Raw genomic sequence first — 10,298 nt, forward strand, 5'->3', positions numbered from 1 at the left:
TACCAGAAGATCACAAAATAGCTATCCCCGGGGTAGAGGAAGCTTGTTTTTAGCTCAGAGCCAGAGTACTATGGATGAGGTAAGTGGAATAAGTAGTGATGCGGAGGGAAAATGATGACTATGGAAAGTCCCTGGGATATTGATTAGAGGGAATTGAGTCGAGTAATCTGATTATGATCCAAGCAGCATTAAAGCTCAAGAAGGTCTTACTGACTTTCATGCCAATGATGACGATAGCCGGACTGGCTTTCGCCCAAACAGCACCTCCCCCACCGGAGGATTTGGAGGAACGCCGGAAATCGCGGATTGTGGTAAGCGCCAAAGCTCAGGAAGTAGCCCAGGACTACGCCGATGTCCTGACTGAACTTGAAGACCTCACTATCGATTACAGTGAGGTACTGGCAGAGCTGAATTCGAAGTCTGTCAGATCACAACGGAAGCTTCTCACGAAATTGGGCGTACGACTGGCAAAAGGGACCTATCACGATGACATCGACTTACTGATATCGGACCTGGAGAGTACAACTCGGGATTTGAGAAAACAGGAGCGAGAGCTACGCGAAAATGACCGCAAAGCATATCGCGTTACGAAATCCCTTCGCCGAGATATTGAAGCGCTGGAAACTGTCTTGCTCTACGATGTAGACGAATATCTAGATCTGGAAGACATGCTCAAGCATGAGGTCGTGATCTATCTTCGAGAAGCTCACCTTGAACTGGACGAAATGATGGCTGAGCTTCGGACAGAGCTTCAGGTTCTTGGCGATAGCATGGCCCTGATTGAACTCGGTTGGGAAATTTCCGAAATTCCAGACATCCCCGAAATGCCTAAAATTCCGGAGATCCCCGAGATTCCAGAGGTGATATTTCTCTCCGATGACCCCGACACAGTCATTCTGCCCACATCATCTGAAACTCTTCTTGTCTATCATTATCCGCGACAGACAGACAACGTGACATCTGAACGACGGCAAGTGACCACTGCACGATTGTATGGTAAAGGCGCCGGTACTACTGGTGCGATGAAGGAACTGGATGACAGTGTCAAAGTGCCCTCGATCGCCATTCCAATATTCGTCAATAGTCCCACTGGTGATGTCCAAATAACAGGTTGGGACAGGGCGATGGTAAGAGCAGAGCTGTTGGTGGAAGTATCCTCGAACTCCCGCAGTCGCGCCACGAAGCTGGTCGAGCAGATTCAGTTGGAAGTCAGTTCGACGCAAAATGAAATCCGGGTTGATGTGACAGTACCAAAGATAACCGATCCGGGTACGGCCATTGACGGCAGTAGGATGGAGATCATGGTCCCCTTCGAAAATAAGCTGAATTGCAATGGTTCCTTCGGACTAATGAACATCTCGGATATCGAGGGTGGAGTGACATTGCACGCCGATAATTCGTTGATAGTAGTGGATGAAGTTTCTGGCCCGGTCGCTATTGCTGCCAATATGGGTGATATGTCGCTGTCGGATATCGAAGCCGATATTTCAATACAATCTGAGTTTGCTCCAATCGCAATTTCCGACTGCGTGGGCCAGATCACGATCAAGAACACCTTTGCTGCTGTTGAACTCTCGGGTTGCACGGGAAGCACCAATATCAGGAACAGTGGCGAAGTTCGTGTCGTCGATCAAGAGGGTGAGATTAGCATCACCAACACAGGGGGTCGCATCGAGGTACGCGATCTCGAGGGAGATGTGACGGCTGTCAACTCACACTACCCTATCGTATATGACGGCATTTCCGGCAAAGCTGAGGCCAGTAATCAGACAGGCTCTGTCCTGGCTCTGAACGTGGTCGGTCCGCTTACCATCAACAGTACTCATGCTCCTATTACCGTGCGTCGCGCCCATAGTACCCTTGACCTCACTAACAAACTGGGGCATATCGACGTTCTCATTAACAACGACCTGGAGGGTCCTTCACAGATTTTCTCCGACCATGGCAGCATCGAATTGTCAATCTCTGAGAAAGTTGATCTCCGCTTGAAGGCGAACTCGATCCACGGCTTGATTTCCTGCGCGTGGCCGGTCGACATTATCGAGTCCAACAACGCTAAGAAAATCGAGTATTCCCAAGGAAATGATGGCCCATTGTTGACCGTCACAGGTCAGTCTGGCAACATCAAACTTGTCCGTCCCCACTGAATATTTGAAGAACCAGAACGCATATTTACTTGATTGACAATCCCTGCGAAAAGTGTATATTCCGGCGTGTTATCAAAGATCAGACATCGTATAGTGGTTCCCTTTCTTGTCGCATTGGGTTATATCCTGTGTGATTATCAGGTAATTCTGGCACAGACAACGGATGGGGTTTTCCGCTGGGATCGTGTTAACGCCTTGATTCTTGTGGTTGTTTTCTCCACTGCAGTTTTGGTCTATACCCACTGGGCTCGCAAGGGTAAATCACTTTTCCTGCGAAAAATACCCGGCCTTGATGCTGTCGAAGAAGCCGTCGGACGCGCAACCGAGATGGGTCGACCGGTTCTGTTTATTCCCGGTATTGATGAGCTTGACATGATTGACACGATTGCGGGCATTTCGATTCTGGGCCGCGTGGCCAAGATCACAGCCCAGTATGACACCCCGTTATCAGTGCCTGTGCGTTATCCGCTGGTGCTGGCAGCAGGACAGGAAATTGTCGAGCAGGCATATATCGAAATGGGTAAACGGGATTCTTATGATAAAGACACGGTGAAATATGTCGCTGGAGAACAGTTTGCCTTCACGGCGAACGTCAATGGCTACATGATGCGTGAGCGTCCGGCAACGAATATCATGATGGGTGCGTTTTACGCCGAATCGCTTCTGCTGGCTGAGACCGGCAATGCGGCCGGGTCAATCCAGATCGCCGGTACTGCCCGTCCGGAGCAACTCCCCTTCTTTATTGCGGCCTGTGATTACACACTTATGGGCGAAGAACTTTATGCTGCCTCGGCATACCTGTCGCACGAACCGGTGATGCTGGGGGGGCTCAAGGGTCAGGACCTGGTGAAAGTCATCATTATAGTGCTTATCATTGTAGGCATGTTGTTGACAACGTTCGGTGCCGGCGAAACGTTTAGAAGTTGGTTTGATGCCGTTTAGACTAATGAAAGAACTTGACCAAAGATGAAAACGACCGCGCCAGTAACCATAGCTTTTGTCGCCGGTGTCATTATGGTGATATCGTTTTTCTTCAATGAAGAGACGACATTTGTTGGTGGCTTGTCTCAGGAACTGCTCAACTGGCTGATTATCATCGGAGGGTTTACGCTGCTCTTGGGCGTGGTCTCGATCACGCGCGTCAACTGGACCGCCGTGACACAGAAAAAAGAAGGCTGGATATACAAGGTCTTCACGTTGCTATCGATCCTGGTAATGTCCTTGCCGTCGGTGCTGCCAAGTTCATGGTCGCCGTTGCTTGGCCGTGAAGCAGGATCAATATACGATTGGTTATTCACTTACATGCAGGCTCCGATGATGGCGACTATGTTTGCCACTCTGGCATTTTATATCGCCTCCGCAGCATACCGTGCCTTTCGTGCCCGAAGCGCCGAAGCTACCCTTTTGCTCATTACAGCCATCCTGGTCATGTTATGGCGGGTACCAATGGGGGAAGCATTTTTGAACCTGTTCCCGGGTGACATCCCCAACCTTCTGAATACGTATATTATGAACGGTGCCAACCTGGCGGTGCAGCGCGGGATTATCATAGGTGCCGCCCTGGGTGCAGCCTCGATGTCACTGCGTATCATTCTCGGTATCGAGCGAACCTATATGGGGAAGGGTTAGCCGCTTGACTATCTGGGAAAAACTCGAACAGCTTGATCGGCGATGGATCTACCTGGCGGTAGCTATTGCTGTGATCATTCCCTTTCTGGTACCAGCTAAATTCCCGATAAGTGTATCTCCTGAGGCTCAATCTTTCTACGACAATGTCGAGGCACTACCCGATTCATCGGTCGTCATGTTGGTTTTTGACTATTATCCTTCGACTATGGCTGAGACAGAGCCAATGGCGATTGCAGGCGCAAGACATTTTTTCAGCAAGGATTGCCGCATCATTACTCTGAGCAACATCCCGCTTGGGGGTCCATCGATGGCCGAGGAAGTTACACGGCGCATTGCTGCCGAATACGGCAAAGAGTACGGCATCGACTATGTTAATCTTGGCTACAAATACGGTTACGTCTCGGTCCTCAAGGGCATGGGACTGTCAATCGAGAGCATCTTCCCTACCGATAACAGTGGCACACCACTGTCGGAACTGCCAATGATGGACTCGGTGACAAACTATGAAGATGTGAAGTTCATCTTCGAAGTGGCGGACAACGCCACTGCCGACTACTGGATTTCGATTGTTAATGCCGGTTATGGCGTACCTATGGGCGTAGGCATGACGGCTGTTATGGCACCCAAGTTCTACTCCTTCTTCGGTTCCAATCAGATCGTCGGTCTATTGGGCGGGATGAAAGGGGCAGCGGAATATGAAATCCTGATCAATCATGAGGGTTCGGCCACCCGTGGCATGGGTGCCCAGTCGCTGGTTCACTTGCTGATTATTGCTCTCGTTCTTCTAGGCAATATCGGCTTCTTTGCCAGTGGGAAGCATAGACGCAGGATAGGCAAATGAGTGGCATAGAGATATTCCAGATGTGGCTGGTGGCGTTTCTCACGCTGGCGTTGTTTTCCTTCCTCTACAAGGACAATCCCATTTACAAACTGGCCGAGCATATCTTCGCTGGATTAACAACTGGTTACCAGGTTGGTCTGATCTGGGACACGGTGGTTCTTCAGAAGCTCTGGGACCCGATGATCTACGATGACAAGTGGTGGCTTCTTATTCCCGGGCTGCTGGGTATCCTGATGTTCTCACGGTTCACCTCGAGATATTCATGGCTGTCACGCATTCCGTTGGCTTTCGTCATGGGCACCACCGGCGGTGTATTTCTTACGACTCAGCTACATGGGCTGGTATTGCCGGCGATGAAATCAACGATGATCCCTCTGGGCGGCGGTGGCGGATTTGCTGAAGCGATCCTGGCGGTTATTGTCGTGGTCGGGGTGATTTCAACTCTGATCTATTTCTACTTTTCCAAAGAGCACTCCGGCGCGCTGGGCGTAACAGCCAAGGTAGGTATCTGGTTCATCATGGTTTCGTTTGGCGCCCACTTCGGCTACACAGTCATGGGGCGTGTCTCGCTTCTGATTGGTCGGGTCCAGTTCTTGATAGAAGACTGGATCGGGTCGTTCTTGTAGATGTTCTAGGAATTACCCCCCCACTCGAATTTTGCTTGTAAATTACCTTGTCGTGGCATAGCATACGGACAATTGAGGAATACGGCATGAAAGTAATTATCCCCGTCGCCGGGGCTGGTACACGACTCAAACCACATACGTTACACCTGCCCAAAGCGTTGCTCCCGGTGGGTGGGCAAACTGTCCTGGGACATATTCTAGCCCCGATCAAGGTGCTGAATCCAGACGAAGTCATCTTTGTGATCGGCTATCAAGGTCAAATGATCAAGGATTACATCGAAAACAATTATTCCTTCCAGTCACGCTTTGTGCCCCAGACCGAACTCCTTGGCCTTGGCTATGCTATCCACCTGGCCTTGGAAACAGTCAGCGAGGGACCAATTGTAATTATCCTCGGTGATACTGTGATCGAGTGTGACTGTCATGAATTTACCGATACAGGCGATTACGTCCTGGGCGTGAAACCGGTTGTGGACGCAAGGCGCTTTGGAATAGCTGAGATTGAGGACGGCACAATAGTCGGTCTGGAGGAAAAACCAGACAAACCACGCAGCAATCTGGCTCTGGTAGGAGCCTACTATTTTAGTGAGCCTACTCTATTGAAAAGTGCACTGCGCACCCTCGTCGAACAACGCACCACAACCAACGGAGAGATTCAACTCACCGACGCTCTCCAGATGATGATTAGTGATGGTATCAAATTCAGGCCTTATGACGTCGGCCATTGGTATGACTGCGGCAAGAAAGAGACTCTTCTTCAAACCAATCGCGACCTCCTTGCCAAACTCCCAGCTCCGCCGCCAATCGAAGGTTCGAAATTGATTCCTCCTCTCTACATCGATCCCTCGGCAAGAATCGTTAACTCCGTCGTTGGACCGAATGTTTCGATCTCGGAAGGTGTGGTTGTTGAACATTCAACGATAGCCGATAGTATACTTGGTGCAGATTCTAGAATTGTCGACTCCGAAATTGAGGGCTCCATCGTGGGACGCTCGACGATTATCAATAGAGTGACGGGACGCGTAAATATCGGTGACTGTTCGGAAATTGACGGTTCTTAAAGATTGATCGTCATACCAGCGAGAGCCATTGCCAAGGAAGGACAATATGGCCAAACATAATTTTCTATTCACATCCGAATCGGTAACAGAAGGACACCCGGACAAATTGTGTGACCAGATATCCGACGGTGTTCTAGATGAAGTCCTGCGTCAGGACAAGCATGGTCGCGTGGCGTGCGAATCATTCGCCACAGTCGGACTGGTGATCGTCGGCGGTGAAATCACTACACATGCCTATGTCGATATCGATTCATTAGTGCGCGGCATAATACGCGATATCGGATATACCAATCCAGCCTATGGATTCTCCTATGACGCCTGCTCGGTATTGAACGCTATCGGATCGCAGTCGCCTGATATTGCCCAGGGCGTTGATGTCGGGGGCGCCGGCGATCAGGGCTTGATGTCGGGTTATGCCTGTCGCGAAACAAAAGAGCTAATGCCGTTGCCGATCATCCTGGCCCACAAACTATGCCTGCGTCTGGCAAAGGTTCGGAAAAACGGGACTCTTCCATATCTTGGCCCGGACGGCAAATCGCAGGTTACGGTTGAATATGATGACAACAAGCCGCGACGAATCGATACAGTGGTCGTCTCGACTCAGCACACAGAGGACATTCTGGATCGAACGGGCAAGAAGATCACGAATAAATCTCGTGCGGAGATCATTGACAAAGTGATCCTGCCCATACTGCCCAAACGCATGGTCGACCGCAAGACGCGATTTCTTGTCAATCCTACCGGCAAGTTTGTCATCGGCGGTCCCAAAGCGGACACCGGTATGACCGGTCGGAAAATCATCGTGGATACCTATGGTGGTATGGCGACTCATGGAGGAGGAGCTTTTTCGGGGAAAGACCCGACCAAGGTTGACCGTAGTGCTTCCTATGCCGCCCGCTATGTGGCCAAGAATATTGTCGCTTCGGGTCTCGCCGACAAATGCTCTATTCAGTTGGCCTATGCCATTGGTGTGGCTGAGCCGGTGTCGATGATGGTATTTACGGATGGCACTCAGAAAGTACCCGAGGAACGTATTGTCGAATTGATAAAAAAACATTTCAACCTGACCCCTCAGGGAATTATCAAACAACTGGACCTGCTCAAACCAATCTACGGGCGCACCGCCGCCTATGGACATTTCGGTCGAAATGAGAAGACATTCTCATGGGAAAAAACTGACCTCGCAAAGAAACTCGCAAAGGACGCATAACAAATGGCAATCAAATCTGACATCGCAAATCGCCGCCTGGCTCGCCAGGGGAAAAGCAAAATTGAGTGGGCAGAGCGCAACATGCCGGTACTGAGTCTGATTCGGGAACGGTTCAAGAAAGAGAAACCCCTGCGTGGCACGAAACTCGCCTGCTGCCTGCACGTCACCACCGAGACAGCCAACCTGGCGCGTACCCTCAAAGCAGGTGGGGCGACAGTCGCTTTGTGTGCCTCCAATCCGCTATCGACCCAGGACGACACAGCTGCATCGCTGGTCAAGGATTTCGGGATCAATGTTTTTGCCATCCATGGCGAGAACAACCGGACATATTACAAACACATTCATCAGGCGCTGGACTTCAAACCGCATATAACTATGGACGACGGCGCTGATCTTGTCTCAACGCTCAACAGTGATCGCAGAGAACTCATTGAAGGGGTGATGGCCGGAACCGAGGAGACAACCACGGGGGTTATTCGCCTCAAGGCAATGGCGGCTGATGGAAAACTCCCATTCCCGGTGATAGCAGTCAATGATTCCAAGACCAAGCATTTCTTCGACAATCGTTATGGCACCGGTCAGTCAACGCTCGACGGCATCATGCGAGCCACCAATATGCTTATCGCCGGTTCGACTGTTGTCGTGGCCGGATACGGCTGGTGCGGTCGTGGTCTGGCTGTTCGCGCCAAAGGAATGGGCGCGAATGTGATTGTCACCGAAGTCGATCCAGTCAAGGCCATCGAGGCCACGATGGATGGATTCATGGTCATGCCGATGTCACAGGCAGCCCCCAAAGGAGATCTTTTTGTCACGCTTACCGGGGATATTCACGTCATCCGGCTGGAACATTTCAAAAAGATGAAGGAGGGGGCAATTGTCTGCAATTCAGGGCATTTCAATGTCGAACTTGATCTTGATGCTCTGAACAAAGCTACTAAGAAACGTCGACTCGTGCGACCCCATGTTGAGGAGTATATTCTCAAAGGAAAACGCATTTACATTCTTGCCGAGGGACGCCTGATAAATCTAACCGCCGCCGAGGGACACCCGGCCATGGTGATGGATATGTCGTTTGCCAACCAGGCGCTGGCGGCAGAATATGTGGTGAAGAATTATCAGAAATTTGAACGGCAGGTCTATGTGGTGCCGGAGAAGATTGATGAGAAAATCGCAGCATTGAAGCTGAGATCGATGGGCATTCGCATCGACCGCCTGACTGCTGAACAAAGAGAATATCTCTCTTCGTGGGAAATGGGGACGTAGGGGCAGCAACAAGAGGGAAAAGGAACTGCTAAAGCCGTGGGAAGGAGATCTGTGCAGGCGGAGGAAGGACGGGTTCCAAACAGCCACGAACGTGCATTTGAGATAGCTCAGGCAGGCACAGTGCGGGCGAGCTTATGTGTTTCCCTGGCGTTCTGTATCGCTTATGTAGACATACGTCGCCTACTCTGGGGTGTACCCTAAACAGCGGAGTGGTTTTATCACTCAGTATTTCACAAGCCAATCCTTCTGCCGGGAGTGTTGATGTTGTTAGTGCTGACGGCAATGGCGTTTAATGCCCGCACGTATTGGTACCTTGGACAGGAAGGTGTATCCGCTATCTTTGAAGGATTGGTGAGAACTTTCAACTGCAGAACCTTCAGACCGCTGTTGATCGTACCAATCTTCGTGGGACTCTTCGAGTTACTTATGTGGGTTATACCGTAGATTGCCTCGAACTTCGTTCATTGGTGTGTCTGACGCTCTACCGAGCCTTGCTGGCCAGCCGGAACGCCCAAATGGCCAGCACGGTCATCACTGGACCGCCGATCCATGAAATTGAGATCGGGACCAGCCATGATCCCATTTGAATGGGCCAGCCAGAGAAGACCCGGCACCAGTGCATCAAAGCAATGGCTGCAAAGAACACGCCCGAGATAATTAAATACTGCCGTCTTCCCAATTTTCTATCCTCCCCACTACGGGGTGAGTCATAAAACTGCTCATCTTAGTCCATCAATCTAAACAGAAGAAACGCTACCCCTCCAGTCAGAGCAATGACACCAAGAATGACCATCACAAAACTACCCTCGGTAAAACCGATATTGGTCCGGTAGGGATCGATTTGTAGATGGCCATCACGGGAACGACACTCTATCCGGCGCTTGAATCGAATCCGGCCGTTGTCGAATTTCTCGACCATTTCCCAACCGGCCTGGGCTTCTTCGGCACACAGTTTCTGAACCGCTTCGTGGCTCTTGAACTTCTCCGTGACCGACCGGACAATTTTAAATTCCCAGTCTTTGAGGTCGTCGTTATTGTAATTTGTCAAGCGTTCCTCCTCTTCCTGAAGACGCCTTTTCTTTTTCGCTGCCGCAGCTGCGGCAATCGCTCCACCAGTTACTGCTACTGACATATTTCACGTCCTCCTTGTCTGCAAATATTACGCAGAACAAGCAAGTTTATTCAACCAAATCGCCACACTCCAAGAGTGTTTACTCCTCCCCGTCCTGTTCCTTCTCTACGACAGCTTCCTCCACCGGCATCATACCCAGGGCTTGCTGGACTTTCGTATCGACTTCGGCGTAGATCTCGGGGTTGGACTCAAGGAAATTGCGAGAGTTCTCACGGCCCTGTCCCAATCGGTCGGAACCGTATGAGAACCACGAACCGGACTTGTCGATGATGTCGTTATTGACCGCCATGTCCAGCAGTTCCCCGGTACGCGAGACACCCTTGCCATAGATAATGTCAAACTCTGCCTCCCGGAACGGCGGGGCAACTTTGTTTTTAACTACTCGTACC

Annotated in this window: 12 protein-coding genes; 9 read left to right on the forward strand and 3 right to left on the reverse strand. The window is 50.7% G+C overall.

Translation table 11 applies throughout. The annotated features are described in order from the left end of the window. Positions 1-173: 173 nt before the first annotated feature. From KOO62_11605 to KOO62_11645, 9 genes are all read left to right on the forward strand, one after another. Positions 174-2,147: a DUF4097 family beta strand repeat protein gene (locus tag KOO62_11605; GenBank protein ID MBU8934633.1), complete on the forward strand. Its 1,974-nt coding sequence runs from the start codon at positions 174-176 to the stop codon at positions 2,145-2,147. Positions 2,148-2,213: 66 nt separating this feature from the next. After that, entirely contained in the window at positions 2,214-3,089 is an 876-nt protein-coding gene (locus KOO62_11610) for a hypothetical protein (GenBank protein MBU8934634.1), read from the forward strand. 24 nt (positions 3,090-3,113) lie between these two features. Further along, entirely contained in the window at positions 3,114-3,776 is a 663-nt protein-coding gene (locus KOO62_11615) for a hypothetical protein (GenBank protein MBU8934635.1), read from the forward strand. 4 nt (positions 3,777-3,780) lie between these two features. Then, positions 3,781-4,617, forward strand: coding sequence for a hypothetical protein (locus tag KOO62_11620; protein MBU8934636.1), 837 nt, complete (start codon positions 3,781-3,783; stop codon positions 4,615-4,617). Continuing rightward, entirely contained in the window at positions 4,614-5,243 is a 630-nt protein-coding gene (locus KOO62_11625; GenBank protein ID MBU8934637.1) for a hypothetical protein, read from the forward strand. The genes KOO62_11620 and KOO62_11625 overlap by 4 nt, the downstream gene beginning before the upstream one ends. Positions 5,244-5,329: 86 nt before the next feature. Beyond that, positions 5,330-6,304 (forward strand): NTP transferase domain-containing protein, encoded by a 975-nt coding sequence (locus KOO62_11630; GenBank protein ID MBU8934638.1) that lies wholly within the window; start codon positions 5,330-5,332, stop codon positions 6,302-6,304. A gap of 46 nt (positions 6,305-6,350) precedes the next feature. Next, on the forward strand, positions 6,351-7,514 hold the full coding sequence (gene metK, locus KOO62_11635; protein MBU8934639.1) for a methionine adenosyltransferase: 1,164 nt from the start codon (positions 6,351-6,353) through the stop codon (positions 7,512-7,514). A gap of 3 nt (positions 7,515-7,517) precedes the next feature. Further along, a complete protein-coding gene (gene ahcY, locus KOO62_11640; GenBank protein MBU8934640.1) occupies positions 7,518-8,777 on the forward strand; it encodes an adenosylhomocysteinase in 1,260 nt (419 codons plus the stop codon). Between the two features lie 261 nt (positions 8,778-9,038). Beyond that, on the forward strand, positions 9,039-9,221 hold the full coding sequence (locus KOO62_11645) for a hypothetical protein (protein ID MBU8934641.1): 183 nt from the start codon (positions 9,039-9,041) through the stop codon (positions 9,219-9,221). A 37-nt stretch (positions 9,222-9,258) separates the two neighbouring features. Here KOO62_11645 and KOO62_11650 read toward each other — a convergent pair whose 3' ends face one another. The 3 genes from KOO62_11650 to KOO62_11660 form a co-directional block, all read right to left on the reverse strand. Continuing rightward, entirely contained in the window at positions 9,259-9,456 is a 198-nt protein-coding gene (locus KOO62_11650) for a hypothetical protein (protein ID MBU8934642.1), read from the reverse strand. Between the two features lie 45 nt (positions 9,457-9,501). Then, complete coding sequence (locus KOO62_11655; GenBank protein MBU8934643.1) at positions 9,502-9,909, reverse strand: hypothetical protein; 408 nt, start codon at positions 9,907-9,909, stop codon at positions 9,502-9,504. A 79-nt stretch (positions 9,910-9,988) separates the two neighbouring features. Further along, on the reverse strand, positions 9,989-10,298 hold a 310-nt coding region (locus KOO62_11660), incomplete at its 5' end, for a DNA recombination/repair protein RecA (protein ID MBU8934644.1).

Source organism: Candidatus Zixiibacteriota bacterium, assembly GCA_019038695.1.
Taxonomy (GTDB): Bacteria; Zixibacteria; MSB-5A5; order GN15; family FEB-12; genus B120-G9.